Origin of the sequence: Maribacter hydrothermalis (assembly GCF_001913155.1) — a bacterium.
GTDB lineage: Bacteria > Bacteroidota > Bacteroidia > Flavobacteriales > Flavobacteriaceae > Maribacter > Maribacter hydrothermalis.
Window position 1 is genome coordinate 1,057,935 of record NZ_CP018760.1, and the last position, 26,880, is coordinate 1,084,814.

General features: G+C 34.0%; 20 protein-coding genes and 2 tRNA genes. 4 read left to right on the forward strand and 18 right to left on the reverse strand.

Going from position 1 to position 26,880, the window contains the following annotated elements; genetic code table 11:
* Position 1: 1 nt before the first annotated feature.
* Entirely contained in the window at positions 2 to 1,672 is a 1,671-nt protein-coding gene (pafA, locus tag BTR34_RS04595; protein WP_068482389.1) for an alkaline phosphatase PafA, read from the reverse strand.
* 117 nt (positions 1,673 to 1,789) lie between these two features.
* On the opposite strand from pafA, the gene BTR34_RS04600 reads away from it, so the two are divergent.
* Positions 1,790 to 2,527, forward strand: coding sequence for an MlaE family ABC transporter permease (locus tag BTR34_RS04600; protein WP_068481960.1), 738 nt, complete (start codon positions 1,790 to 1,792; stop codon positions 2,525 to 2,527).
* Positions 2,527 to 3,294: an ABC transporter ATP-binding protein gene (locus tag BTR34_RS04605; protein WP_068481958.1), complete on the forward strand. Its 768-nt coding sequence runs from the start codon at positions 2,527 to 2,529 to the stop codon at positions 3,292 to 3,294. The genes BTR34_RS04600 and BTR34_RS04605 overlap by 1 nt, the downstream gene beginning before the upstream one ends.
* On the opposite strand, the gene BTR34_RS04610 is transcribed toward BTR34_RS04605, so the two are convergent.
* The 9 genes from BTR34_RS04610 to porV form a co-directional block, all read right to left on the reverse strand.
* Positions 3,291 to 4,757 (reverse strand): DUF389 domain-containing protein, encoded by a 1,467-nt coding sequence (locus BTR34_RS04610; RefSeq protein WP_068481956.1) that lies wholly within the window; start codon positions 4,755 to 4,757, stop codon positions 3,291 to 3,293. The two genes, BTR34_RS04605 and BTR34_RS04610, sit on opposite strands and share 4 nt — an antisense overlap.
* 2 nt (positions 4,758 to 4,759) lie before the next feature.
* A complete protein-coding gene (locus BTR34_RS04615; protein WP_068481954.1) occupies positions 4,760 to 5,839 on the reverse strand; it encodes a mannose-1-phosphate guanylyltransferase in 1,080 nt (359 codons plus the stop codon).
* Position 5,840: 1 nt separating this feature from the next.
* Positions 5,841 to 6,443 (reverse strand): SprT-like domain-containing protein, encoded by a 603-nt coding sequence (locus BTR34_RS04620; RefSeq protein WP_068481951.1) that lies wholly within the window; start codon positions 6,441 to 6,443, stop codon positions 5,841 to 5,843.
* Position 6,444: 1 nt separating this feature from the next.
* Positions 6,445 to 7,122, reverse strand: coding sequence for an SDR family NAD(P)-dependent oxidoreductase (locus BTR34_RS04625; protein ID WP_068481948.1), 678 nt, complete (start codon positions 7,120 to 7,122; stop codon positions 6,445 to 6,447).
* Entirely contained in the window at positions 7,122 to 8,171 is a 1,050-nt protein-coding gene (locus BTR34_RS04630) for a M28 family metallopeptidase (RefSeq protein WP_068482386.1), read from the reverse strand. Before BTR34_RS04630 ends, BTR34_RS04625 begins: the two co-directional genes overlap by 1 nt.
* Before the next feature lie 85 nt (positions 8,172 to 8,256).
* Complete coding sequence (locus BTR34_RS04635) at positions 8,257 to 9,891, reverse strand: pyruvate dehydrogenase complex dihydrolipoamide acetyltransferase (RefSeq protein ID WP_068481942.1); 1,635 nt, start codon at positions 9,889 to 9,891, stop codon at positions 8,257 to 8,259.
* 4 nt (positions 9,892 to 9,895) lie between these two features.
* Positions 9,896 to 10,894, reverse strand: coding sequence for a pyruvate dehydrogenase (acetyl-transferring) E1 component subunit alpha (gene pdhA, locus BTR34_RS04640; protein WP_068481940.1), 999 nt, complete (start codon positions 10,892 to 10,894; stop codon positions 9,896 to 9,898).
* A gap of 187 nt (positions 10,895 to 11,081) precedes the next feature.
* Positions 11,082 to 11,570, reverse strand: coding sequence for a cytidine deaminase (gene cdd, locus BTR34_RS04645; RefSeq protein WP_068481939.1), 489 nt, complete (start codon positions 11,568 to 11,570; stop codon positions 11,082 to 11,084).
* 128 nt (positions 11,571 to 11,698) lie between these two features.
* Positions 11,699 to 12,847 (reverse strand): type IX secretion system outer membrane channel protein PorV, encoded by a 1,149-nt coding sequence (gene porV / locus BTR34_RS04650; RefSeq protein ID WP_068481936.1) that lies wholly within the window; start codon positions 12,845 to 12,847, stop codon positions 11,699 to 11,701.
* 435 nt (positions 12,848 to 13,282) lie between these two features.
* Between porV and gldJ the strand changes: the two genes are divergently transcribed.
* Both gldJ and BTR34_RS04660 read left to right on the forward strand, forming a co-directional pair.
* Entirely contained in the window at positions 13,283 to 14,950 is a 1,668-nt protein-coding gene (gene gldJ, locus BTR34_RS04655) for a gliding motility lipoprotein GldJ (RefSeq protein WP_068481934.1), read from the forward strand.
* Between the two features lie 63 nt (positions 14,951 to 15,013).
* The gene (locus BTR34_RS04660) at positions 15,014 to 16,291 is read left to right on the forward strand and encodes a UDP-N-acetylmuramoyl-tripeptide--D-alanyl-D-alanine ligase (RefSeq protein WP_068481931.1); all 1,278 of its coding nucleotides are present in this window, start codon (positions 15,014 to 15,016) and stop codon (positions 16,289 to 16,291) included.
* A 2-nt stretch (positions 16,292 to 16,293) separates the two neighbouring features.
* Here BTR34_RS04660 and BTR34_RS04665 read toward each other — a convergent pair whose 3' ends face one another.
* The 8 genes from BTR34_RS04665 to BTR34_RS04700 form a co-directional block, all read right to left on the reverse strand.
* Positions 16,294 to 18,003: an efflux RND transporter periplasmic adaptor subunit gene (locus tag BTR34_RS04665; protein ID WP_068482383.1), complete on the reverse strand. Its 1,710-nt coding sequence runs from the start codon at positions 18,001 to 18,003 to the stop codon at positions 16,294 to 16,296.
* 8 nt (positions 18,004 to 18,011) lie between these two features.
* The gene (locus BTR34_RS04670; RefSeq protein ID WP_068481928.1) at positions 18,012 to 21,698 is read right to left on the reverse strand and encodes an efflux RND transporter permease subunit; all 3,687 of its coding nucleotides are present in this window, start codon (positions 21,696 to 21,698) and stop codon (positions 18,012 to 18,014) included.
* 155 nt (positions 21,699 to 21,853) lie between these two features.
* Positions 21,854 to 21,928, reverse strand: a tRNA-Val gene (locus tag BTR34_RS04675).
* Between the two features lie 209 nt (positions 21,929 to 22,137).
* Positions 22,138 to 23,409: an Nramp family divalent metal transporter gene (locus BTR34_RS04680; protein ID WP_068481925.1), complete on the reverse strand. Its 1,272-nt coding sequence runs from the start codon at positions 23,407 to 23,409 to the stop codon at positions 22,138 to 22,140.
* An 805-nt stretch (positions 23,410 to 24,214) separates the two neighbouring features.
* Positions 24,215 to 24,289, reverse strand: a tRNA-Val gene (locus BTR34_RS04685).
* Positions 24,290 to 24,348: 59 nt separating this feature from the next.
* Positions 24,349 to 25,560, reverse strand: a complete 1,212-nt coding sequence (locus tag BTR34_RS04690) for a bifunctional folylpolyglutamate synthase/dihydrofolate synthase (RefSeq protein WP_068481922.1) — start codon at positions 25,558 to 25,560, stop codon at positions 24,349 to 24,351.
* Entirely contained in the window at positions 25,557 to 26,492 is a 936-nt protein-coding gene (locus BTR34_RS04695) for an energy transducer TonB (RefSeq protein WP_068481919.1), read from the reverse strand. The genes BTR34_RS04690 and BTR34_RS04695 overlap by 4 nt, the downstream gene beginning before the upstream one ends.
* Complete coding sequence (locus BTR34_RS04700; protein WP_068481916.1) at positions 26,493 to 26,879, reverse strand: ExbD/TolR family protein; 387 nt, start codon at positions 26,877 to 26,879, stop codon at positions 26,493 to 26,495. It abuts the gene before it with no gap.
* Position 26,880: the final 1 nt, after the last annotated feature.

Here is a 26,880-nt window from a genome sequence, read left to right on the forward strand (position 1 = left end):
CCTATTTTAAAACTTCGGAAATAGGCTTACCCGTTGTTCCATTTGGAAATGAGATTCCTAATAATACTGAAATCGTCGGTGCAATATCTGGGATTTCAGTACGGTTTACCGTAGCTCCCGGCTTAATGCCCTTACCATAAAACAATAATGGTGAATGTGTATCATAAATTTGAGGGGAACCATGAGTCGAACCCGTTGTAGAATATGAAGCAAATCCAGGTTTTAAAACAACCAAAATATCGCCAGAACGTTTTTGATTATATCCATTTTGCAAAATATGTGGAATGCCAGAAGTATAATTATTACTCCACATTTGATTTGCGGTGTATACTCTTTCAATAGCGGCATAACCTAAAACTTCCTGAGCTATTTCAACCTGTACTTCTGCCAAGCTAAGATCTAGATTCTTTACAATTTTATGGTCTAAGAATATTTGATTGTTCGAATAATTTTTCATGATATCTTCCGTCCCGTACTTATATTGTAAAAATTCAGCCAATCTCTTTTTATTAGACGCATTGTCTACATAACCTGATGGTATTTTTTCACTCTTTAAATAAGTAGGAACTTCAATTGCCGCATGATCCGCAGTTAAGAACAAAGTATACTCGCCTTCACCCACCTGCTTATCCAATGCTTTGAACAATCTTTCCAAATCTGCATCTAATCTCAAGTATGTATCTTGAACCTCTTTAGAATTTACCCCGTACATATGACCAACATAATCTGTACTTGAAAAACTTACCGCTAAAAAATCGGTTATTTCATCTTTTCCTAAATTCTCTTGCTTCAACGCTTCTATAGCAAAATCCGCAGTCAATGAGTTTCCAAATGGTGTCGCTTTAATAATATCAAAATCTTTGGTTTTATCTAAAAGTGCCGGAGAATTATGGGGAAAAGATGTTGTTAACTCTCCTTCAAATTTACCTTCAAACAAATTGTTATCCGTTCCACTCTCTTTATACTCCTTAATATCTTTTAATGTATTCCATTCTCTTTTATAAGCTTGTGCTTTACCAGACAAATTGAAATCATTAACCCATTTTGGTAGTTCATTCATGTAATATGAACTTGTTATCCATTTCGCTTCATCTGCACCATGAAACCAATATGCTGCATTAGCGGTATGCCCACCAGGCAAAACTGCACCTCTATCCTTTAAAGCTATGGCAATAGTTTTTCCTTGCATTTGGTTACTTAAACGCACCTCATCTGTTATAGTAGTAACGTTCATACGGTGGGGCGACATTTGTCCGGCATCTGCAGTAGTGCCTACTGAGGTATACGAATCATCACCAGCGCAATATACACTTGCATCAATTTCCTTATCGTACCAATTATTACCTATAATACCATGTATTGCAGGCGTAGTACCGGTGTAGACAGAAGCATGTCCCGGCCCTGTACTGGTAGGAGCGTAATTAAAATGATTATTTTTACAATTAAAGCCTTGTTCTATCAACCTTTTAAATCCGTCATTTCCATAATGGTCATAAAAACGGGTAATATAATCATAACGCATTTGATCTACGATAATACCCACTACCAATTTAGGTTTCGTTTTTAAGTACTCTTCGCTAACGTTCTCTTTATTCTTCTTTTTTTGCGCGTTTACATTAGCCACAGCCAAAAACACCCCAATAAACAGAGCTACAATTAAATTTTTTCTCATTTTCATACAAATCTGATTCTAGAACAAAAGTAAATAATTTAAAGCTTTAAAGATTAAACCGAGGTTAAATCAAATGCATTATTGTTATTTTTACGGTAAGAATTATATATTTAATCAATGAACTATTTAGCATCTGTAGGAAGCTATGCAATTATGATCCGTGAGGTCTTTAAAAAACCAACTAAATGGAGAATAATGAAATCGCTTATTTTTAAAGAAATAGACGAGTTGATTTTTAGCTCATTGGGTATTATCATTTTTATTTCATTCTTTATTGGAGCTGTTGTAGCGATCCAAACCGCACTTAATTTAACAAACCCGTTAATACCAAGAAACCTTATTGGTTTTGCCACTAGGCAATCAGTGATTTTAGAATTTGCCCCTACATTTGTATCAATAATTATGGCTGGCAAAGTTGGTTCATACATTACTTCAAGTATTGGTACCATGCGTGTTACAGAGCAAATAGACGCATTAGAAGTTATGGGTGTCAACTCGTTAAACTACTTGGTTTTCCCTAAAATTATTGCTATGCTTTTTTATCCATTTGCAATTGCAATATCTATGTATGTTGGAATTTTTGGTGGTTGGATGGCAGGTGTTTTTGGCGGGTTCTTAACAAGTACAGATTTTATTACAGGCCTACAAACCGATTTTGTTCCCTTTCATATTTCATACGCTTTTGTAAAAACACTAATTTTTGCTTTTGTGATTGCTACCATTCCATCTTTTCATGGTTTTTACATGAAAGGTGGAGCTTTAGAAGTAGGTAAGGCAAGTACAACATCTTTTGTTTGGACTAGCGTTGTAATCATTATATTGAATTACATATTAACTCAACTTTTACTAGGATAATGATAAACGTTCAAGACATACACAAATCGTTTGGAGAAGCACATATCCTTAAAGGTATTTCCACAACTTTTGAAAAAGGAAAAACTAATTTAATTATTGGACAAAGTGGTTCTGGTAAAACTGTATTTCTTAAATGTCTATTAGGTCTTTTTATTCCAGAACAAGGTAATATCATTTACGACGGAAAAAAATATTCGGAACATACAGACGACGAAAAACGCGATTTACGACAAGAAATGGGCATGGTTTTCCAAGGCAGTGCGCTTTTTGATAGTATGACAGTTGAAGGAAATGTTATGTTCCCATTAGAAATGTTTACCAAGCAATCCAAATCAGAAATGAAGGACCGTGTTGATGCCGTACTAAAAAGAGTAAATTTAATTGACGCACATCATAAATTTCCCTCAGAAATTTCAGGTGGAATGCAAAAACGCGTTGCTATAGCACGGGCTATTGTCATGAACCCAAAATATCTTTTTTGTGATGAACCAAATTCTGGCCTGGACCCAAAAACAGCTATTCTAATTGACGATTTAATTAAAGAAATTACTGAAGAATATAATATTACCACCGTAATTAACACCCATGACATGAATTCGGTAATGCAAATTGGAGAAAAAATTATTTTTCTTAAAGACGGACTTTTAGAATGGGAAGGAACTAAAAATGAAATATTTAAAACAGATAATGAGGCGGTAACTAATTTTGTGTATTCATCTGACCTATTTAAAAAAGTACGCCAAATGTATATACAAGAACAAAACTAATCTATAGGTATTTCCTTAATCTGAATATTCTTATTGTTCAACCTAAGCCTCAACCACTCTTTTAGTTTGCCCATATCTTTAACAGTATCTGCTCTATTAGCTTCCTTTTTCCAGGTCACTTCAAATAAGGGAATGCTATCTGTTTTTGTAAAATCTGTTGAAATCAAATAAGCATATCCAATTCGATCTAAATTTTCGTAATTCGTCTTTGCTTCAAGACTAATTTCCCTAAATGGAATCTGATTTGAAGATATTTGGTTTAAGCGCATCAACTCATTTTCCAGAACATGTATTTTCTCATCTTTACTGGATAAAATTGTTTTTTGAGACTCATACAGCTCATTTACATATTTCAGTTCATTTGCCTCGTCACTTCTAGATCCCTGAACAACAGCAAGCTCCGTTCCTTTTAGTTGCTTATAATCTTCCATTTGCGTACGCCAAGTAGCGATTACGTTTTCAGGTATACCCTCATTGCCCATAAAGAACAATTCAATTTTAGAATTACCGTTATCATCATAAGCTACCTCACTAAAATCCCTTAGAAATTTACCTTCGCCAGTAAATTGATATGGTACTATTTTTTCCGCTATAAAAGATTCTGCATCCCTATTGAATAATGACTTTTTAAAAACGCTATAGAAGGTGAAGCCAGCAGGTATCATAACCAGAATAGCCAATAAAGAAGCCAACCTAGCTATTAATTTTCTTCGTTGTGAATTCACGTAACGAACCATTGGAAACTTTAAAAGCTTTATAACCAAGAAGGTTGCCAAGGCAATAAATATAGTATTGATGATGAACAAATACATTGCTCCACTAGCATACTCCCAGTTTCCGATAGCTAAACCAAACCCTACTGTGCATAAAGGCGGCATTAACGCCGTAGCAATTGCAACACCAAAAATAACACTGGCAATTGTACCTTTTTTAGCGCGGGCTATTACTAATGCCAAACCACCAAAAAATGCTATTAAAACGTCTCTAATATCAGGCTCGGTTCTTGCCAAAAGCTCGGAAGATTCATCCCTTAAAGGAAAAAAACGATAAAATAAATACGCGGTGATAACACTTAAAACTACCATTACGGCAAAGTTCTTCAATGATCTTTTTAATGTATCAATATCATTAATTGCCACGGACATCCCAACTCCTAAAATAGGTCCCATAAGGGGCGATATTAACATGGCACCAATTACTACAGCTGTAGAATTGGCGTTTAGACCAATGGATGCAATAAAAATGGAGCAAATCAAAATCCAAGAAGTATGCCCCTTAAAGGGAATATCAGCAATAATAGCTTCTTTAGTTGCTTGCTGATCGGTATTAGTTCTAATGTCCAATAGCTCTGAAAGAAACTTTTTTACACTACCTAAAAGACCCTGAAAATCTTTTTTAACTTCTTCACCACCACCTTCGTTACTAGTAGGGGTTATATTATCTTGATTAAGATTGTTCTCCATATTTAAGCGAATTCATCACCAAAGGTATCTTTTACCTTATTTAAAACTTGTTTAATATCTTGTTCTTTTGCTTTAGGATAGATTAAAAGTACTTCTTCTTTATCAACAATGATATAATCATTAAGTCCATCTACAACAATTACTTTACCCGCTTTAGACCTAATCATATTACCTCCAGCATCTTGGGTTAATACTTTCCCATTTACAATTGCATTGTTATTATCATCTTTATCTAACTTATCGTATAATGAACCCCAAGTACCTAGATCATTCCAATCAAAAGTAGCTTCTTTAACATAAATAGTTTCAGAATTTTCTAATATAGCATAATCAATAGAAATATTCTCCGCCTTTGAATAGTTCTCAGAGATAAATTTCTTTTCTTCATTTGTATTATAACAAATTAGACCACTGTTGAAAAGAGCATACTGCTTTGGTTGGAATTTTTGAAATGCATCAACTATAGTTTTTGCGCTCCACATAAAAATCCCTGCATTCCACAAAAAATTACCTTGCGCAAGAAAATCTTTCGCAGTTTCGTAGTCTGGCTTTTCTCTAAACTGATTTACTTTTTTAATTGATGCAGTATCAGTTTTATTATACTCTATATACCCAAAGCCTGTATTAGGGAATGAAGGCTTAATACCTAACGTACACAAAACATCTTCTGTTTCGCACTTTTTAAAACACGCCGTAACATCTTTTGCAAAAGCATCTTCGTCTTCAATCCAATGATCACTAGGAGCAACAATCATTACTGCATCTTCATTCATTTTCTTAATTTTCAATGCAGCGTATAATATACAAGGTGCCGTATTTCTCATTGCAGGTTCCAATACAACTTGCTCTTGCTTCACCATCGGAAGTTGTTCCAAGACCAGATCATTATAGCGCTCATTGGTAAGAATGAGAATATTTTCTTTAGGCACAAATTTATTCAATCTCTGAAAAGTTTTCTGTATAAGTGTTGACCCCGTGCCCAACATATCATGAAACTGTTTTGGGTTTTCACTTGTACTAATTGGCCAAAATCTAGACCCTACTCCACCAGCCATTAAAACGGCATAATAATTTTTATTCATTTCAGCTTTTTATTAATTCTACTTCAGCGTTTGGTTGAAAAAGAAACATTCTGCCTGTGGACATTTCAATACACTCGTAACGCTTTGTTCTTTTGTTTCCTTTTTTAAAAAGTTTACCATTATAAATTCGAAAAACACTACCAATGGGTAATTCGAAAACGTAAGTTTTTTCCGATTGTTGTTCGTCGAATTTTTTTAAAGCAATAGACATTTGCGCATCTGTACTACTACTAGCCTTTGGATTTTTAAAATGTCTTGCCAACAAAGGCAATAATTGAGTTGGAAATACCTCTGGCCTAAGAAATGGGAGCATTAAATATTGAAAAGTTCTTTTCCATTCTAATCCATGCGGCTTAATATTTCTGCCATATTTTTCAAAAGCTACCAAATGTGCAATTTCATGCACAAGAGTAATCAAAAATCTATATTTATTTAAAGAAGCATTGACTGTAACTTGATGGTTACCATCTTTTCTTCTCCTGTAATCGCCATGCCTAGTTACCCGCTCATTTACAATTTTCAAATGAACATGATTAACCTTTATAAGCTCAAAACAAGAGGCTACAGCAGATTCAGGTAGATATTTTTCTAATGTTTGTTGCATTCTAAGGTGTACTACTACTTACTTGTAATATTTTACCATTATACATTTTATGCCCTTTTAATGCAAAATCCATAATATAATTAGCCATGTCGTTTGCAGATATAGGTGCCTTATACCCTGGGAAAGCTTCTTCCAGCATTTCTGTCTGTACCGCCCCTAGAGCTAAAGCGTTAAATGAAGGTCCTGTTTCTTTGAACTCTTCTGCTAATAATTCCGTTAAGGTTAATACCGCTCCTTTACTTGAGCTATATGCAGACAAACCTGGAAATTTTGCGCTTCCTTGTATACCACCCATTGAACTAATGGTAAGTACATGACCATCTTTATTCATAAAAGGAAGTACTAGTCTCGTTATAGCAGCAACACCAAATACATTAACATCATAAACCGATTTAAATTCTTCTTCCGAAGTTTCTAAAAATGGCTTATTCACTAATTTACCTGCATTATTTATCAATGCAATTACTTTGCAATTATCCTCCAAAAAGTCAGCTAGTTTAAGACGGTCAGAAACTGAAGAAATATCAAAGGAAAATGATTCTATATTAGCATTATTTAATTCTTTAATTGGCAAATCGTTTCTAGATAAAGCTAAAACTTTATATCCTGATTCCGCTAATAATTTACATAACTCAAATCCAATTCCCCTACTTGTACCTGTTACAATAACGTATTCCATTACTTATATTTTACTTCTTTAGTTGGTGAATTAATAATAGCTGTAAGTACTGGTATACATTCATTTACAATTGTTGCCATATACATATAATCCATTAATGATGCCTCGTCACCAACCTTGTGATAGTGGTCAAAATTTGTGAAATCAAAGGAACTATAGGTTTGCGATGGCACATTAAATTCATCATGAAAAGGAGCATTATCTGAACGCCTAAAAAGATTAAATTCTTTTGCTTTAGGAAGAAAACCCACTAAGTTCTTATTAGCATATTTATTACTAACCTCAGCTAAATTAGATAACTCATAACCTGTTAAATAAAGAATATGATCCTTATTCACCATAGGCACGCCGACCATTTCAAAATTTAGCATTGTGTATAGATCAATATTTTCTTCTTTTAATTTTAAAGCTAAATGCTTTGACCCCATTAATCCTTTTTCTTCTGCTGAAAATAAAGCAAAAATAATACTTCGTTTATTATTTTTAAATTTCCCAAAATATTTTGCAAATTCTAAAACTGTGGTAGTACCAGAAGCATTATCATTAGCGCCATTGGCAATAATGTCTCCTCCGGACGCACTTAAAAGACCAATATGATCATAATGGGCTCCAATTATTACGACCTCGTTTTTCAATTTCTCATCAGTGCCCGGTAAAAATCCAACTACATTATAGGCAGATCCTGTAGTATAGTTCTCCAAAGTATCTCGGTACGACGAAAAATAGGTTTTAATATTATTTTCTTCGAAGATCTTCTCAATATAATCTGCTGCCTTTGCAATACCTTCACTGCCAGTATCCCTACCTTTTAATTCATCTGAAGTTAAAAACACCATTGTTTCCTCTATATCTTTTGGAGTACTATATTCTTTAAGCTTAGACTTTATTTTATTCGCATTTAAGCCTCCATCAAAATCAGCGTTGGTAGGCTGCACCTCATTTTTTTCGGAATTTAAATTGGTGGGATTCATAACCTTTTCTTGATTAATTTTTGCACCTCCACAACTTATAATCAAAAAACTAAAAAGAGCAAGAATAAAATGTTTCATATAGCTATTAAATTTAAAATATAAAGATAAAAAAAGCATCCCTACAGAGGGATGCTTTAACAATTCTATTTACAAAATCAATTATCTATGCTAACATAGTAACTGGGTTTTCTACAAAATAACGCAATGTTTGAAGAAATTGAGCTCCAATAGCTCCATCAACAGTTCTATGATCACAAGCCAATGTTAGTTTCATTGTATTACCTACAACTATCTCTCCATTTTTAACTACAGGTTTTTCTACAATTGCACCTACAGAAAGTATTGCTGAATTTGGTTGATTAATAATACTAGTAAATTCCTGAATACCAAACATACCTAAATTTGAAACAGTAAATGTACTACCTTCCATTTCAGCAGGCGTAATTTTCTTATTACGAGCTTTACCTGCCAAATCTTTTACGGCACTACCTATTTGAGATAAACCTAAAAGATCAGCATGCTTTATTACCGGTACAACTAAACCTTCATCAACAGCTACGGCAACACCCATGTGAATATGCTTATGAAACTTTGTAGCATCGGCACTCCATGATGTATTCACCTGTGGATGTTTTCTTAATGCCATAGCACAAGCTTTCAAAACCATATCATTAAAAGACACCTTGGTATCTGGCAAGCTATTTATTTGAGCACGTGATCCTATTGCATTATCCATATCTACTTCAATAGTAAGATAAAAATGCGGTGCATTAAATTTAGAATTCCCTAGCGCTTTAGCAATTGCCTTACGCATATTAGAGTTTTTCACCTCTTCAGTACCTTCTTCACCAGACGGCAAAGCCATAGATATTGGCTGAGTAGCAACACCGCTATCTGCCTTAATAGCTGAACTTTCTACTGGCGAAGCGGCTTTACTTGGAGTATAGTTTTCTATGTCTTTTTTAGTAATTCTGCCATTATCGCCAGTGCCAGAAACTTTTGCCAAATCAATTCCCTTATCCTCCGCTATTTTCTTAGCCAAAGGAGATGCAAAAATTCTATCGGCATCAGTTGATGATTTTGACACTTCTTGTTTCTCTTCTTTAGTTTCAGGTTCTTTTTCTTCTGGTTTAGAAGCTGCCGCTTTCTTTTTACTACCACCAGATTTATTGTTTAAAACAGCATCCACATCAGTACCTTCTGGACCAATAATAGCTAAAACTTCATCAACTGGTGAAGATTCTCCTTCTTGTATACCTATGTAAAGTAGCTTTCCATTATAGAAAGATTCAAACTCCATTGTAGCTTTATCTGTTTCAATCTCAGCTAAAATATCACCTTCTTCTACATCATCACCAACTTTCTTTAACCAACTAGCAACAGTGCCCTCTTCCATAGTATCACTTAATCGAGGCATTTTAACCACCTCAACTCCCTCAGGAATTTCCGAACTACCAACTTCTTCTTCCGAAGCTTCCTCTGATGTATTTTCTACTTCAGTCGGTTTATCCTCTTTAGTTGGAGCACTACCGCCACCTATTAAACCTGAAATATCTTCACCTTCATCGCCAATAATTGCCAGCAATGTATCTACCGGAGCACCATCACCCTCTTGAACTCCTATATACAATAAGGTTCCTTCATTAAATGATTCGAATTCCATGGTTGCCTTATCGGTTTCGATTTCAGCTAACATATCACCTTCTTCAACTTTATCGCCAACGTTTTTTAACCATTTGGCTACGGTACCTTCTTCCATGGTATCGCTTAAACGGGGCATATTTACTACTATAGCCATCTAATTATAATTTATGTTGAACAAATGGAAAATCCTCTTGTTCGTAAACCATATCGTATAGTTGGTTTACTGGTGGATAATCTGATTCTTCCGCGAACTTTTCACATTCTTTAACCAACGCCTTAACATTCTTGTCAATTTCTTTGATTTCTGCTTCAGTCGCGTATTTATTTTCTTTAATAATATCCAAAACTTGAGTTATTGGATCAATTTTTTTGTATTCTTCTACTTCGTCTTTTGTTCTATAATGTTGCGCATCAGACATTGAGTGACCTCTATATCTATACGTTTTCATTTCTAAAAAAGTTGGTCCACCGCCACTACGTGCTCTTTCAATTGCCTTACTCATTTCTTGAGCAACAGTAACAGGGTTCATACCATCAACAGGTCCACAAGGCATTTCGTAACCTAAACCTAATTTCCATATTTCAGTAGAAAAGGATGTTCTTGCTACTGAAGTTCCCATAGCATAGCCGTTATTTTCACAAACAAAAACAACTGGTAACTGCCATAACATAGCCAAGTTGAAAGTTTCATGTAAAGAACCTTGCCTTACAGCACCATCACCCATGTAACATAGGGTAACGTTATCTCTACCTGCATACTTATCACCAAAGGCCATACCAGCACCTAGTGGAATTTGCCCTCCAACAATACCATGACCTCCATGAAAGCGATGCTCTTTAGAAAAGATATGCATGGATCCACCCATACCTTTAGAAGTACCAGTTACTTTGCCATAAAGCTCGGCCATAACCATTTTAGGATCAACACCCATACCAATAGGTTGAACGTGATTTCTATAGGCCGTTATCATTCGGTCTTTGGTTAAATCCATTGCATGAAGAGCACCGGCCAAAACAGCTTCTTGCCCATTATACAAATGTAAAAATCCTCTTACCTTTTGCTGTATATAAACAGCAGCCAATTTATCCTCAAACTTTCTCCAAAATAGCATATCAGCATACCATTTCAAATACGTTTCCTTGGTGATTTTTTTCATCAATTTTAACTAAAGGTTTTAAATTCTTTATAGACCCCAAAGGTAATACTAACCTAGGCATCGTAGTAGCGCAAAAATACACATATAAATGAATCGATAAAAATATTAGAAGCAAATCAATCAAGATTTTAAATGCTTAACAAATAAGAGACATAACGTGTTTATTTTCAACATCTATTTCAGATAATTATTTCAAATAACTACTATTAAATCCTAGCGGCAACAAATCTCCTAAAGATTTACACTCAATTACACTTCCTGTCTCACCCATTAATAGAATTCTTATAGGTTTTTTTTGTCTAAACTCATACTCAGAAATAGACTGTCTGCAATTACCACAAGGTGCAACTGGCTCGCTAACAACATGATTTAAGGACGATGCAGAAATGGCAATTGCCTTAATTCCCATACCAGGGTATTTTGCGCCAGCGTAGAAAACCGCAACCCTTTCCGCGCATAAACCTGATGGATACGATGCATTTTCCTGATTATTCCCTTCAACAATCTCTCCATTTTCTAACAAAACTGCCGCACCTACAAAAAAATCAGAATAGGGTGCATATGCTTTTTTTCTAGCTTGAACTGCTGCTGACATAAGCATTTTATCATTATCACTCAATTCCTCAATGGCGTTATATATAGTTATATTAAAACTTATATTCTTTTGAATTGGCATATGTAAATTTTATGGGGTAATCTACAAATTATTAATGGCGTGTAATGAAAAAAATTACGTGAAATATGTAAAACACAAAAAAAAACCTGCATGTATGCAGGTTTTTTCTATATAAATTATTCTAAATATTAATCATTATAATATTCTTCCCCTAAGTTAAATGTTAGTGAAAAACGGAGTGTATTTTCTAGTGGGTTTCTAACTTGTGATGTTGAAAACAAATACGATAGATCTATTTGTGCCGCCTTAAACTTAAACCCAGCTCCTAATGTGAAAAATTTTCTAGAGCCTTTTTCTTCGCTTTCATTAAAGTACCCGGTTCTAAGCATAAAAGAATCTTGATACGTATATTCAGCTCCTAATGCCCATGTAAATTCTTTTAGCTCTTCACTAAAACCATCTGGAGCATCCGAAAAAGAATTGAATATACCACTAAAGCCACTTTCGTTTTGGTAAATATCATTATCCGCCGCATCTACATCACCATCATTATCATAATCCTGTGGCGTTGGCACAAGTAATTTTGTGAATTCCGCAGTTAAACCTATAACATTGTCCTGATCCAAGATAAAATCAAAACCACCTCCAAAACTTAATTTACTTGGCAAAAAGTTTTCTTGTCCACCAGCATCATATTGAATTTTACCTCCAATATTAGATAGGTTGAAACCACCTCTCCATCGTCCATCAAAATTATTGTATGCTATTTCCCTAGATCTATAATAACCGGCCACATCAACAGCAAAAGAGCCTGCCGCTTGAGAATCTTCAGTTCCGTTTTGCGGTAATTTAAGGTTAGACCTTATATACCTTCCACCGACTGCCATTGAAAAAGTAGGGCTCAATTTTAAAGAATAAGAACCATCTAAAGCCAATTCATTTGGTTTGGCAATAGTACCTGGGTCATTTGCGAATTGTCTCAATTCTATTTCTCCCAATGTAAAATATCTTAAACTAACAGCAAAAGCACTTTGGTCATCTAACTTATTATAAAAACTAGCGTTTAGTAACGAAATATCAGTTATAATGCTTTCAAGATACGGAGTATAACTAACCCCTATTCCCATTTTTTGTTCTGCAAAAGCGAACTTTGCAGGGTTCCATTGTTGAGAGAAAGCATCTGTAGATGTTGCCACACCCATATCACCCATTCCAGCGGACCTAGCATCTGCCGCAATAGTCAAAAATGGAACTGCCGTGGTAATTACACGCTGATTATCTTGCGCAAAAACCTTACCTACAATTAATACAAAGAAAACTATCGAAATTTTTCGCATCAGAATTAATTCATTTATAAATAAGCATGAAATATACCTATTAAATATATTTACTATTGTGTATTTCACTTGTAAACGTTGTTTTTCCCGTTATCTTGTATTTATATTCAGTTTTTTAAAGAAAATAAACTTCAATTCCAGAATACTCAATAATCAGATGCTTCTCTTAAATAATAAAAGAGGAATGTCTAACTAAAAGAAATACTTAAAACCATACTAATTAATTGTTTTAACCGTTAACCTATTTAAGTGGACCTAAAATTGATAATGGTTCCATTTTAGATAGTTAAAATTATTTTCAATTGTAAAATAATCTCACAAAAACACCGTTCTATTGAGCGAAAGTGAAAAACAAATTAATAAGAAAACATAGTATCATATTATTATAGCTACCAAACATCTATAGTGTATGAAAATTGAACTCAAGTCCTAATTATGAAAAAACATTTAATAAAAGTTGTACTCTCATGCACGGTTATCGTAGGAGGTTTGTCAGTAAATAGCTGCTCAAAATCTTCATCCTCAAAAAACACGTCTAGAGCTACAGGTTGGAAAATAAATGCCAAGGAAGGTGGATTTCAATACAATACTGACTTTAAAGAGCAAGAAACTGCTCCTGGTTTAGTATTTGTTGAAGGCGGTACGTTTACCAAAGGAAAGGTGCAAGATGATGTTATGCATGATTGGAACAACACGCCAACTGCACAACATGTACAGTCTTTTTATATGGACGAAACTGAGGTTACCAATGTAATGTATTTGGAATACCTAGACTATTTAAAAAGTGTGTATCCTCCAGAAAATCCTAAGTACACCAATATTTACGTTGGTGCTTTACCAGACACTTTGGTTTGGAGAAACAGGTTAGGTTTTAACGAAACCATGACCAATAACTATCTAAGACACCCGGCTTATGCAGAATACCCTGTTGTTGGGGTAAACTGGATTCAAGCTACTCAGTTCGCAGAATGGAGAACAGACCGTGTAAACGAAGTAATGCTAGAAAGAGAAGGTTACTTATCTGAAGATGCAAAATACCAAGCGGCAACAGGAGAAGTTCAAGGTACTTTTAGCACTGAAGCTTATTTAAACAGACCAGAATCTGTTTACAACGGCCAAATTGATTCACTACAAGGTAAAATGAAAAAAGATAGTACATCTACTTTTGCGAAAAGAAGTAGCGGTATTATAATGCCAGAATATAGACTGCCTACAGAAACTGAATGGGAATATGCCGCACAGGCACAAGTTGGCCAAAGAGAGTATAACAACTATAGAGGTAGAAAAAAATACCCTTGGGAGGGAGATTACACTCGTAACGGACAACGTGTTGGTAGAGGAGATCAATTAGCAAACTTTAAGCAAGGTAAAGGTGATTATGGCGGAATCGCAGGTTGGTCTGACGATGGAGCTGATATTACTGCTGAAGTTATGTCTTACAAGCCAAATGATTTAGGCCTTTATGATATGGCCGGTAACGTTGCCGAATGGGTAGCTGATGTTTACAGACCAATAGTTGATGACGAAGTAAGTGATTTCAACTACTATAGAGGTAACATTTACATGAAAAGCGCAATTGGCGAAGATGGCAAAGTAAACATCCTTAGAGATTCTATTGTTTACGATACTTTACCAAACGGAAAAGTAGTTGCTGTTAATTTACCTGGTGAAATTAAAATGGTTCCTGTAGATGAAGAAGAAACGTATTTAAGAACTAACTTCTCTTCTAGCGATAACAGAGGTTATAGAGATGGCGACCCAGGTTCTTCGAGATTTTATGACAGATTCAATGACGGAGAAGAAGAAGATTCGAACAAAAAAATGTACAATTCTCCTAAGCATTCTGTGGAAAGAGACTCATTAGGAAATCTTGTTAAAGGTTATGACGAATCAAATAACAGAACTACTTTAATTAACGATGAAGTAAGAGTTTACAAAGGTGGTTCTTGGAGAGATAGAGCATATTGGTTGGATCCAGCACAAAGAAGATACTTGCCACAATATATGGCTACTGATTATATTGGCTTTAGATGTGCAATGTCTAGAGTCGGTTCTAAATCAAAAACTAAAAACAAAACGGTTAGAGGAAAAAAAGCTAAATAATTTTTCTCTTTACGAACTAAAAAAAGCCCTTTTCTTAAAGGGCTTTTTTTTATCTTCGATTTTATGAAAATTCAAGATTTACATTCTGCTTTCTTAACGCACCAATCCGTTAGTACAGACACTAGAAAGATTAAAGAAAATGATATCTTTTTTGCCCTAAAAGGTGATAACTTTAATGGTAATATTTACGCACAAAAAGCTCTTGACAGCGGCGCTAGCATTGCTATTATTGATGAAGAAAAGTATTTTATAGACGATAGAACAATTCTTGTTGAGGACGTTTTAACTACCTTACAACAATTGGCAAATTATCATAGAAAATATTCTAAAGCCCAAGTTATAAGCCTTACGGGAAGTAATGGTAAAACGACGACCAAAGAATTAATTAACGCTGTACTTTGCAAAACTTATAAAACTATAGCCACTAAAGGCAACTTAAACAACCATATTGGCGTACCACTAACCTTGCTTACAATACAACCCGATACTGAAATTGCCATTGTAGAAATGGGTGCAAACCATTTAAAGGAAATTGAGTTCTTGTGTAAAATTGCAGAACCTGATTTTGGCTACATCACTAATTTTGGTAAAGCTCACTTAGAAGGATTTGGAGGTGTTGAAGGCGTTATCAAAGGAAAAAGTGAATTATACGAATATCTAATTAAAAATAATAAATCGATTTTTTTAAATGCCGATGACCCCATTCAGCTCGACAAACTAAAAAACTACACTAAAAAATATGGTTTTAGTAGTGTCAATTCAAAATACTATAACATTGAAATGACGGAAGCCCAGCCTTTTGTCAACATACAAGTAGAAAACACGAACATAAAGACCAACCTTATAGGTTCGTATAATTTTCACAATTGTTGCGCTGCCATTACAATTGCAAAATATTTCAATGTTGAATTGTCTGAAATTAAAACAGCACTAGAAAATTACACTCCAGATAACAATAGGTCGCAGATTATTAACACAAAAGGACTTTATGTTATTTTAGATGCTTATAATGCCAACCCGTCAAGTATGAAAGTAGCAATTGAAAATTTCAATTCTTTAAACAACCTCCATAAGACAATGATACTTGGTGACATGTTTGAATTGGGAGAATCGGCAGAGGAAGAGCATCAAAATATTGTTGAATTAACGAAAAACATGAATTTTGACCAGGTATTTTTCGTTGGTGAAAATTTTTACAAAACACAAACCGATGCTATTAAACTAAGAAATTTTGATGAATTAAAGGTATTTATTAAAAATAACACCATAAAAGCTAACTCTGCAATACTTATTAAAGGATCTAGAGGAATGGCTTTGGAAAGAGTTTTAGATTGTCTTTAAGCTTATTTAACCTCCTTAACAACGCTACCACAGGTTAACATTTTGTCACCAAAATATGGATTTTTAATTGCCTTTTCCAAGCTTAGCCAATTAGCACCAGAGTTATTATCAGCCATTGGGCAATGCTGCACATAAACAACATTATCTAGGTCATCTATTTTAGAAATTAAAAAGACAAAACTCTTCGACAAATTCTTGAAATCTAATCTATTAACGGTTAACTTATTACTTTTTTGAATATTATCTACCGCTTCTAAAGCAGCCAATATATTCGACTGAAACTCCTTATCTAGGTTTTTACGATCTATTAACTCTATTTCGGAGCCAAGTTCTTTAGCTAGTTTTGTGGCATTATCAGAATTTGAAGAAACTAACTCATCTTTTAAAGCTAAATACTTATTTAAACTATTTTTTAATTTCACATTTAATTCCGGTGAAACAACATGCGAATTATTTTTATGTGTATTTAGCATTACATTATCTTGTTCTCTAGCGTACATCATAGATTTTTTACCACTAATTTGCGCGGCGGCATCAATCGTAAAAGCTCCATTGGTTACTACCTCATCACCAATATTTAGTCCGTCCAAAACAATATAATTTTCACCAACTAACTCACCTAATTGTACGTTTGCAATTTCAAAAACAGGTTTTGAAGCATATGGCTTAATATAAACAACAGAACGTTCGCCAGTCCACAAAACAGCACTTTTAGGAACAACAATTAAATTAGTCTCCTTATTTTCTATATTAACTACCGCATTAACAAACATTCCTGGTTTCCATAATCCGTTTTTATTATCAATATCAGCCCTCACAGAAACAATTCGCTTGCCTCTATTTAATATAGGTTCTATAAATGATATTTTAGCAGTTACCGGTTGTGTGTTAAATGCTTTGGAACTTATGACAATTTCTTGCCCATTTTTTAAAAAAGGTATTTGATTTTCGTAAGCTTGAAAAACTGCCCAAACGGAATTTAATTTAGCTACCTTAAAAAGTGGATCCCCTTGTTTAAAATAATTCCCTTCTGTCGCAAATATTTCTGTTACCGTCCCTGAAACATCGGCAACAAGTGGGAAATTTACAATGGGCTTACCAGTTTTCAACAAATCGTCTATTTGTTTATCTGTTAATTTCCAAAGCCCTAACGTATTTCTAGCTGCTGCGTATAACTTTTCGTGGGTTTCTTTATACGATGAAGATGTGAGTAATTTATCTTGAGCTAAATATAACTCTGGACTATAAATAGTTCCTATTCTTTGTCCTTTATTTACATATTCTCCAATAAAATTTACCTCTAACTTGTCTAGACGCCCATCAAACAACGTAGTTTGAGTAGCATTCGTTTTATCGTTCGAAGTAATTTCTCCAGAAATTTTAATACTGTTACTTTTAGTATCACTGCTAATAATACTGGTTTGAATATTTGCCAAAGCCAAAGCTCTTTCGCTCATTTCAAACTGGTTTTCTAACTCAACGGTATTCTCTGTAGTTATTTCCACTAAATCCATTCCACAAATTGGACAGGTACCATTACCCGCCTGAACTACACTTGGATGCATTGAACATGTGTACGAAGATTCTTGTGAATGTTGAATATGATCTTTTGAATTATTACCTTCTTTTGATGTTCCAGACAAAAAATATCCCAAAAATAAACCCACAAGTAATACAACTAAGTAAATTCCGTATTTTTTATACCTCTCCATGCTTTTCATTATAGCAATTTCGTTTTATTTAATTTTGACTCTTTCCAAGCACTAAAAAGTACAGGAACTATTAACAAAGTTACCAAAGCGACCAACATGCCCCCAAAACTTGGTATTGCCATTGGAATTAGAATATCTTTACCATGACCTTTTGCTGTTAAAATTGGTAGTAATGCCAACAACGTAGTTGCCGTTGTCATTAAGCATGGTCTAATCCTTTTTTTACCAGCATCTAACACTGCTGCTCTAACCTCATTAATAGAAGTTGGATTATTGTCCTCAAAGTTTTGTTTTAAATATGTGGCCACTACCACACCATCGTCCGTTGCTATACCGAATAAGGCTATAAAACCTACCCATACGGCAACACTAATATTAATTGTTTTTACATTAAAAATATCTCGCAGGTCATTCCCTAAAAAATTAAAATCAAGAAACCAACTTTGTCCGTATAACCATAGCATCATAAATCCGCCAGCAAATGCAACTGCCACACCGGAAAATATCATAAAAGAGATAGTCATAGACCTAAATTGCAGATAAAGAATAAATAAAATAGCTATCATCACTAAAGGAATTACGAAGGACAAGGTTTTCTCTGCATGAACATTGTTTTCATAAGTACCTGCAAACTTATAACTAACACCTTTTGGCACTATTAAATTACCTTCTTTAATTTGAGTTTCAATTCTTTTCTTAACTAATTCTACAGCCGTTACTTCTGCATATTCTTCCTTCTTATCAAAAAGCACATAACCTGTTAAGAAACCATCTTCACTTTTTATTACCTGAGGCCCTTTTTCGAAATCTACACTAGCTACTTCTGAAAGCGGTATGGTTCCTCCATTTTTTAAAGAAACAAGTATACCTTCTAAATCATTTGGGTCTGCTCTCAAATCTCTAGGGTACCTAATAATCACATCGTACCGTTCTCTTCCTTCTATAGTTTGTGTTAAAACCTTACCTCCCATGGCCGACTCCAAAACTTCTTGCAACTCATTAATAGTTAAACCATACCTTGCCGCTTTATCCCGATCAAATTTGACATTTAAATAAGGTTTTGCAACTATACGGTCAGAAAAAACAGAAGCATTATCAACTACATCTATTTTTTTAAGTTCTTGCTCAAGGGCATAACCAAAAAATTCTATTGTCTTTAAATCTGGCCCAAAGACCTTTATTCCCATTGGGGAGCGCATACCAGTTTGGAGCATTACCAACCTAGTCTCAATTGGCTGCAATTGTGGAGCAGAGGTAACACCTGGTATTTTAGTCACCGATACTATCTCTTTCCAAATGTCATTTGCATTTTTTATATGAGGTCGCCAATTTCTATAATATTCCCCATCGGAATCTGGCACCAAATCAAATTTAGACACTCCAGAACCTGCAGTGACCAATTCACCATTTTTAGTATAAAATTGACCGCTATCCGAAATTTTAAATTGAAGCGGCTTTCCGTCCTCTCCTAGTATAAATTCTGATTTATAATTAATTACATTTTCGAACATGGATAAAGGGGCTGGGTCTAATGCCGAATTTACACGACCCGCTTTACCGACTACAGTTTCTACTTCAGGTATGGCTGCAACAGCCATATCTAACTGTTGTAGTATTTTCTTATTTTCTGAAATGCCCGTATGTGCTGTTGATGTAGGCATTAATAGAAATGACCCTTCATTTAATTTTGGCATAAATTCCTTACCAATATTAACATACATAAAAAGACCAACAACCAAGAAAAACAGTGGAATACTTAAAAACTTAATTTTATTTGCCAACGCCCATAAAAGAATAGGTTCGTAGTATTTATAAAACACATAGAGTATTCCTAAGATTGCAGCTGTAGAAAATAGCACGAAAACAAAATCAGACAAAAAATTATTTTCATAGCCTAATGGTCTCCAATAAAAAGTAAGAACGAATAATATTGAAGAAATTATCCAAATAAATTTCATGCTTTCGAAATACTGTTTATTCAGTATATTATACCTTTCTAATAGATCTATAATCATTACACCTATTAAAATTAAACCAATCCAAAATCCCCAAAAAAGGAGTAATATACCTGCGACACCTAAAAGGTAAGTGCCAAGTCCTTTAATTTTAAATTTGGAATCCGTTAAACTATACCATTTTGCAATTAACGGCGGAATAATAAATAACGACAAAAACATTGCCGCAAGGAGCGCAGCGGTTTTAGTAAATGCAAGTGGTGTAAAAAGTCGGCCTTCTTCACCTGTTAGAACAAAGACGGGTATAAAACTTAATATGGTAGTTAAACCTGCTGTTACTATTGCACCTGAAACCTCACTGACACCTTCAATTACCAATTCATCAATTGAACCATTATTTTTGTTATGTTCTAATTTACGAACAATATTCTCAGACAATATTATCCCTAAGTCTACCATTGTACCTATTGCAATTGCTATTCCCGAAAGCGCCACAATATTTGCATCTACCCCAAATAGTTTCATGGCTATAAACACCATTAATACAGCAACGGGTAATAATCCTGATATTATTATTGATATTTTAAGATTTCGGAGCATAACCAGAACCACTAAAATTGCTATTAGTATTTCTAAATATAAGGCCGAGCTTAAGGTACCAAGCGTGCTACTTATTAATTCAGTCCTATCATAAAAAGGCACTATCGTTAATTGTGATTTTGACCCATCTTTTAATTGTATAGTTGGAAGACCTTTCGCTATTTCTTCAATTCTTTTTTTAACAGACTCAATAACTTTTTGAGGATTAGAACCATATCTACTAACAACAACACCACCTACAACTTCAGCCCCTTCTTTATCTAAAATACCTCTACGCTCTTTAGGCCCTAAGGAAACTACTGCAATATCTTTCACTCTTAAAGGGACAAAATCATTAGAAACAACGACTGTGTTTTCAATATCCTCTATTTCTTTTATGAGTCCTAACCCCCTTATAAGATATTCCGCATTATTAATTTCAATTGTCTTTGACCCAACATTCTTATTGGTTTCATTTACCGCACGTACAACTTCTTTTAAAGAAATTTGATATTGCTGCATGAGTTGTGGGTTAACCTCTATTTGATATTCTTGAATATGGCCACCAATAGATGCAACTTCTGCCACATCTTTGGCAGATGATAAGGCATTTTTGATATAAAAGTCTTGAACCTTTCTAATTTCGTGAAGGTCCCAGCCGCCCGTTACCTTTCCATTTTCATCTCTTCCTTCTATTGTATACCAAAATAATTGACCAAGTGCCGTAGCATCTGGCCCTAATTTTGGGTTAACATTTTCAGGTAACAAACCAGAAGGTAAACTACTCAACTTTTCTAAAATTCTGCTTCTACCCCAATAGAAATCTATATCTTCTTCAAAAATGAGATATATAGTAGAAAAACCGAACATTGATGAACTTCTTACCGATTTAACCCCTGGTAGACCTAATAAATTAGAAGTTAGCGGATAGGTAATTTGGTCTTCTATATCTTGTGGAGATTGTCCTGCCCATTCGGTAAAAACTATTTGCTGGTTGTCTCCTAAATTTGGGATGGCATCAACAGAAACAGGATTAGAGCCTAAAACTATATTATCGAACTCAAAAGGAGTACTAATTAAACCCCACATCAAGAAAACCAACAACAACACAAATGCTATTAGTTTATTATGAATTAAGTATCTAATTATCTTATTTAGCATAATCTCATGAACTTACTTGTTTGTTCAATATCATAAGTCTTTGATATGAAACGATTGAAACAAGTATAGATTGTAGAATGAAGGTAACTAATTATAATAAAAAGTACTTGTGAACATGACTTCCAAAAGTTCAAATAAAGTATTATTCAATTCTGTGGGATATACTGGATTCGAACCGGTGACCTCTGCCCTGTCAAGGCAGCGCTCTAAACCAACTGAGCTAATACCCCTTAAAAGTAAATTAGACCAACAAAGATACTATTTATAGTATTTTAAAATGTACACATTCATAAATTAAATAATCCATTTTTTTCAGCAAAAAAAACCTTAATTCCTTATCCATTTATTACTTATAATTATGCTTCAACAAAAAGGTTTAAGCTAAAAAACTAGCTGTCATTAGCATTAAAAAGCCATGTTTTACAAATTGTAATTAGGTCTAGAAATAATCTAACAAAGCGATTATACCATTATAAGAAATAACACAAGAAAAGAAAAGAGCTGCTGTTAAACCAATATTCAGCCAAATACCAGCCTTATACTTATGCATTAAAACTTTATTATTTACTAAAAGCATTATCCCAAATATTACTAGGGGAAGAACAAATACATTTAACACCTGCGACACAATTTGCATTTCTATAGGATTAGCCCCAAATACAGGAACAATTAAAGCAAATAAACAAGCAATTGCTGTAATGATTTTAAATTGCTTTGAGTTTGTATCTAATTCTCCAGATTGATAATCAGCCAATAAAATAGGTGCAATAAGTAAACATGGGAAAATTGAAGATAACCCAGCACTCAATGTACCAAAAAAGAAAAGTGTCAATGCAAATTTTCCAGCTACAGGCTCTAGAGTGTTTACCATATCTAAAACTTTAGTAACCGGTTGTCCTTGGTGAAACAATGCGCCACTAGCCACGGCCATTACCGAAGCACTAATTAAAAATACTAAACAAGCCGCAATGATTGCATCTTTCTTTTGCTGCCCTAGGTTCTTTTTTGTCCAGCCTTTTCCTTTTACAAAAAGTGGTCTTGACAAAAATGTGGCAGCGGCCATAGTAGTACCAACAAATGCCGCAACCATCATTTGACCTCCTTCTACTTTAGGGATTGATGGCACCAAACCTTGCATTACTTCTATTGGCAATGGATACACCATAAAAAGCGAAATTATAAATGAAAGGCCCATTATGGTAACAAATATGACCAAAATCTTTTCAAAGAATGCATACTTACCTACCATCAATAACATATAGAAAACAATGATTACAATTATCGCGATTGCCAGCACAGATTCATATTGATAACCCACAAGATTAGGAAAATAGATTAGAAAAATTTCAAAAATGATATTTGCTGAAATTCCTAAAATACCCATTAGTGAATTCCATTGACCAAAAGAAATTCCAAGTATAATTAGAATGGCAATTAATTTCCCCCATTTTAGGTGTTTTTTAAAGGCATAAAGTGCAGTTTCTCCTGTGACCAAAGCAAAATTTCCATATGCAAACATCAGCAACCCTGAAAAAACACAGCTTAATAATAAAACCCACAAAAGTTGCATTCCATACGTGCTACCCGCAACAATCATTGAAGTTACACTACCTGTACCAATTGTATAGCCAATAGCAAAAATACCCGGTCCAAATGCCAAAACTAGTGCCAATATTTTCTTCCAAATTGATTTTTTTACTAGCTCGGTCATGTTATTTTTTAATTAATTCTATTAAAATAAAAACTACTATTCTGAATATTGATAGCTAACATATAATGTTACTTTTTTTTAAGCAGGTCTATTCTACTTTTCAGAAAAGAAAGAATAGAAAAATATATTTAAAACTTTGTTAGATAACATAAGAGTATTGATAAAGGTTTTTGATATGAACCTATTGTAAAATTTACATGTTCATAAATTACCCCAAACCTATTGAACTAAAAATGGTAAAACCTTTACTTTTCTTAGAAATTGCATCTTTTTTTATAATCCATAAATTCTTGATAAGCAATTTACAACATTAATTCTACTATTGGTTTACCAAATTGGTTTACCAAATATATGTTATTATTCTGTAAAAGAAAATTCATTAGGAAATTTATAGCCTAACATATTAGGATTTAAAAATAATTTTAGTGATTTAAATGCATAATTCACAAAATGATGAACAAGAAAAATGAAACAGTAGCAAAATACTAGTAAACAACTCTATTCCAGATTATAATTAAAGGAAAATGATAAGTAGCACTCAGTGATGTTAAACCGAACAAGTATGACACATAGTATTTACCAACTTATATTTACATCTTTATAAAAGAAAACTTAAAACAAATGTAGTAGTAAACTTCAAAAATTGATATTAGTTTTCCCTTATTAAAAATTAATGATCAAGGTTTAACCAAAATTAATTAATCTATATTTTTTGGAGAAAAGTAAAATGGTTAATTCAGAGTCTTGATAAAAAACCTTTAAAACTAAAAAAAAGCTTCCATTTTCATGAAAGCCTTTTAACCTGTGGGCCCTACTGGATTCGAACCAGTGACCCCCTGCTTGTAAGGCAGGTGCTCTGAACCAACTGAGCTAAGAGCCCCAAAAGGTGTGCAAATATATAATACTTTTACAATCCACAAAAGAAAAATCAATAAAAATTTAAAGAACTTCTGCTACGACAAAATTACTACCTCCAACATAAATAAAATCATCTTTAGAAGCTTGTTTTTTCGCCGATTTAAAGGCCTTATTAACAGACTTATATGAATTTCCTTCTAATTTAAAAGGGAGACACTGTTTCAATAAGACATTTTCGTCTAAACCTCGAAAAATTTTAGGCTTACAAAAATAATAGGTGGCATTTTTTGGAAATAATGGTAAAATTGCACTGATATCTTTATCCTTTACAAAACCAATTACCATATGTAAATGATTATATTCTTCTTCTAGTAATTGGTTTAATACAATTTCAAGTCCTTCTTTATTATGTGCAGTATCACAAATTATCTTAGGGCTTTTTCCTATTTGTTGCCATCGCCCCATTAAACCAGTATTTTGAATCACATTTTCTAATCCTTTTACAATGTGTTGTTCACCTATTTTAAAACCAACCAACTCTTTCAAAGTAGCTAAAACTCCCTTGATATTTTTCTTTTGATAAACGCCCAGTAGTCCAATTTTATATATTGGGAATTCCTTTTCTTCCGCAAAAACTATCTTAGCATTCATAGCCGCAGCCTTTTCCCGAAAAACAGAAGCTGTCTCACTATTAAACTCACTAATAACTACAGGAACATTTGGCTTTACAATACCAGCTTTTTCATAAGCTATCTTTTTAAGGGTATCCCCTAACATATCGGTATGGTCAAAACCTATATTCGTTATTAAACTTACCTCAGGTGTTATAATATTTGTAGAATCAAGCCTTCCTCCCAATCCTACTTCTATAATGGCAATATCGACATTTTTAAAAGCAAAATAATCAAAAGCTAAACCAACTGTCATTTCAAAAAACGACAATTTCTTCATTTCAAAAAAATCTTGATTTTCTTTTACAAAATCAACAACATATTTTTTTTCAACTTTTTTGCCATTAATCCTAATTCGCTCCCTGAAATCCTTTAAGTGTGGAGAAGTATATAAACCTACTTTAAACCCTGCTTCTTGCAAAACGGAGGCTAACATATGACTACTAGAACCTTTACCATTGGTTCCTGCAACGTGTATACTTTTAAATTCTTTATGTGGATTATTTAAATGGATAACTAGTGAATTAATACCATCCATTTTAGCATTAAAAGCAACCTTACCTTTATGCTGATACATTGGAAGTTGCATGAACATCCAATCTAAGGTTTCTTTATAGGTCACTCTCCTAATTTGAAATTTACTACTACAAATCCAACCTGTTGACTTGGAGCCTTACTATCTAAATTCCATTTATGCATAAACGCAGTTTTCTTGGCTGGCTCTAATAAACAAGTACTATTATTTGTAGTACCCCTCACTCCTGGCTCCGCACTTATTACCTTTCCGTTTCTATCAACCACAATTCTAACAACTACTACGCCAGATTCATTACATTCTTGTTGAACTTTACCTTTATTAACTAAAGACCTTCCATTAAGCCCATAACCTCCTGTGCCACTTCCAGAGCCTGGACTGCCATAATAACTTGTTGCATAAGGATCACCATCTGGTCTGCCTTTATCACCAGCTATATTATCATCGCCCTCACTACCAGTAGCGGTACCGTCAGACTTATTAAGTCCTCCCATTAATTCATCTAAAGCCTTCTTTTTCGCTTCTTGTTCTTGACGTGCCTTATTTTCAGCGTCTTTTTTCTGCTGAGCAATTTTAGCCGCTTCTGCTTTTTTCTTATTCTCTGCTACTTCTGCTTTTCTTTTAACTTCAGCAGCCTCACTTTCTGCCTTTTTCTTAGCCTCTTTGGCTTGTTTTATTTTTACTGCTTCTTCATTCTCTTGGGTCAACAGCTTTTCTGCCGGAGCCTCTTTTTCTACGGCGGCTTCTTCCACTTCTTCCAACTCTTCAACTACCTCTGAAACTTCTTGTTTCGTAGGTTCAACTGGCGGAGAATCTAATGGCTCTGATTGTATCTTTTCTTTCGGCTGAATTTTACCGCTGCCAAATTCCATTGTTCCAAAATTAACAGATATACCGTTTTCTTCTGGAGGATCCATATACGTTAAACCTATGTAAAATAAAATAAGCAGCAGCGCACTTAGTAACAACGTTGTAAGTGTCAATGATTTTTTCTTATGTTCTGTATCTAAGAATGCCATTTAATTGGGTCGTACAGCCAAAATAACCTTATAATTATTTTTATTAGCGATATCCATAACGTTTACCGCTTCCTTTATCGCAACGCTTTCTTCGGCTCTAAGTATAATCGTAGGATTATCTTGACCTGACAAAGCTTTTTTCAATTCTATCTCAATATACTCTCCGTTAATTCTTTGATCATTTACAAAGTACTGTAAATTCTTATCAATACTAACAGATACGTTTTGAGTATTGGTCGATTTTCCTTTTGCCTTAGGCAATAACAAATCTAAAGCATTTGGTGAATTAGCCGTTAGCATGAAAAATATCAACAACAAAAATACAATATCCGTCATTGAAGACATGCTAAAGTCTGGACTGACTTTATTTCTTCCTTTTAACTTCATA

Excerpts from the sequence above, each read along its gene's own strand:
- BTR34_RS04625 (WP_068481948.1), bottom strand. The coding sequence starts at position 7,122 with ATGGAATACGTTATTGTAACAGGTACAAGTAGGGGAATTGGATTTGAG.
- pafA (WP_068482389.1), bottom strand. The coding sequence starts at position 1,672 with ATGAGAAAAAATTTAATTGTAGCTCTGTTTATTGGGGTGTTTTTGGCT.
- gldJ (WP_068481934.1), top strand. The coding sequence starts at position 13,283 with ATGAAAAAACATTTAATAAAAGTTGTACTCTCATGCACGGTTATCGTA.
- pdhA (WP_068481940.1), bottom strand. The coding sequence starts at position 10,894 with ATGAAAAAAATCACCAAGGAAACGTATTTGAAATGGTATGCTGATATG.
- BTR34_RS04670 (WP_068481928.1), bottom strand. The coding sequence starts at position 21,698 with ATGCTAAATAAGATAATTAGATACTTAATTCATAATAAACTAATAGCA.
- BTR34_RS04620 (WP_068481951.1), bottom strand. The coding sequence starts at position 6,443 with ATGCAACAAACATTAGAAAAATATCTACCTGAATCTGCTGTAGCCTCT.
- BTR34_RS04610 (WP_068481956.1), bottom strand. The coding sequence starts at position 4,757 with ATGGAGAACAATCTTAATCAAGATAATATAACCCCTACTAGTAACGAA.
- BTR34_RS04700 (WP_068481916.1), bottom strand. The coding sequence starts at position 26,879 with ATGAAGTTAAAAGGAAGAAATAAAGTCAGTCCAGACTTTAGCATGTCT.
- BTR34_RS04600 (WP_068481960.1), top strand. The coding sequence starts at position 1,790 with ATGAACTATTTAGCATCTGTAGGAAGCTATGCAATTATGATCCGTGAG.
- BTR34_RS04615 (WP_068481954.1), bottom strand. The coding sequence starts at position 5,839 with ATGAATAAAAATTATTATGCCGTTTTAATGGCTGGTGGAGTAGGGTCT.
- BTR34_RS04665 (WP_068482383.1), bottom strand. The coding sequence starts at position 18,003 with ATGGAGAGGTATAAAAAATACGGAATTTACTTAGTTGTATTACTTGTG.
- BTR34_RS04605 (WP_068481958.1), top strand. The coding sequence starts at position 2,527 with ATGATAAACGTTCAAGACATACACAAATCGTTTGGAGAAGCACATATC.
- BTR34_RS04630 (WP_068482386.1), bottom strand. The coding sequence starts at position 8,171 with ATGAAACATTTTATTCTTGCTCTTTTTAGTTTTTTGATTATAAGTTGT.
- BTR34_RS04695 (WP_068481919.1), bottom strand. The coding sequence starts at position 26,492 with ATGGCATTCTTAGATACAGAACATAAGAAAAAATCATTGACACTTACA.
- BTR34_RS04635 (WP_068481942.1), bottom strand. The coding sequence starts at position 9,891 with ATGGCTATAGTAGTAAATATGCCCCGTTTAAGCGATACCATGGAAGAA.
- porV (WP_068481936.1), bottom strand. The coding sequence starts at position 12,847 with ATGCGAAAAATTTCGATAGTTTTCTTTGTATTAATTGTAGGTAAGGTT.
- BTR34_RS04680 (WP_068481925.1), bottom strand. The coding sequence starts at position 23,409 with ATGACCGAGCTAGTAAAAAAATCAATTTGGAAGAAAATATTGGCACTA.
- cdd (WP_068481939.1), bottom strand. The coding sequence starts at position 11,570 with ATGCCAATTCAAAAGAATATAAGTTTTAATATAACTATATATAACGCC.
- BTR34_RS04660 (WP_068481931.1), top strand. The coding sequence starts at position 15,014 with ATGAAAATTCAAGATTTACATTCTGCTTTCTTAACGCACCAATCCGTT.